Source organism: Pseudomonas sp. RA_35y_Pfl2_P32 (assembly GCF_963970735.1).
In the GTDB taxonomy this organism is placed as follows: Bacteria; Pseudomonadota; Gammaproteobacteria; order Pseudomonadales; family Pseudomonadaceae; genus Aquipseudomonas.
This window is the reverse complement of record NZ_CAXAQF010000129.1, coordinates 1-611: the sequence shown is the minus strand read 5'-3', so window position 1 is coordinate 611 and position 611 is coordinate 1. Positions and strand designations below refer to the sequence as shown.

Below are 611 nucleotides of genomic sequence, written 5' to 3'. Positions count from 1 at the left end.
CACAGCGTCCTGTACATATCGCGCGATGAAACCGGCGAGGACGTCGGCGACCTGAATGCCGATAGAATCGTGCGATCGCTGGAATTGCAGGTCGGCCGCCTGCGAGAATTCGAAGTCGGCCGTCTGCAGGGGCAATTTCACGCCAAGCTGCGCCAGGTCCTCTGCGAGCTTCTTGTTGTGCAGAAGAATGTCTCCGAACTGCAATTGCTCGTCGTGGAACAGCGTCACGCCGGAAACCTGCTTTCGCGCGAAGCGATTGGTCCGGGCGTAGATGTTGGTGAACGATGTCAGGTTCGGCAGAACCCAGAGCAGCTTCCCGGCGGGATTCTTGTCTGGAATCGGTAATGCCCGCTCGACGGCCTTGGCTTTCGGCAGCTTGCGGAAGTCCTTCAAGCTGTCGCGCGCAAAACGGATGATCCCCGCCGCCACGTCAGTAGGCGGAACTCCGCTTCCCTGCGCCCACCGAATTATTTGCTTGTAAAGTTCGCGTATTTCCGCGTGGTCTCTGCTTTGGCAACATGCGGCAAAGGCGTGAGCCAGCTCGGGAGGTGCATATAGCGCCATGTAGTTCGCCATAACGCCCTTCATCCAAAGGGCGCCAGGTTGAGTGT

1 protein-coding gene is annotated in these 611 nt (G+C 58.6%); it reads right to left on the bottom strand.

Annotated elements, in window-relative coordinates; all coding sequences use genetic code 11:
* The coding region (locus tag AACY45_RS27460; protein WP_339548599.1) for a DUF3800 domain-containing protein at positions 1 to 576 on the bottom strand (576 nt) is incomplete at its 3' end.
* Positions 577 to 611: the final 35 nt, after the last annotated feature.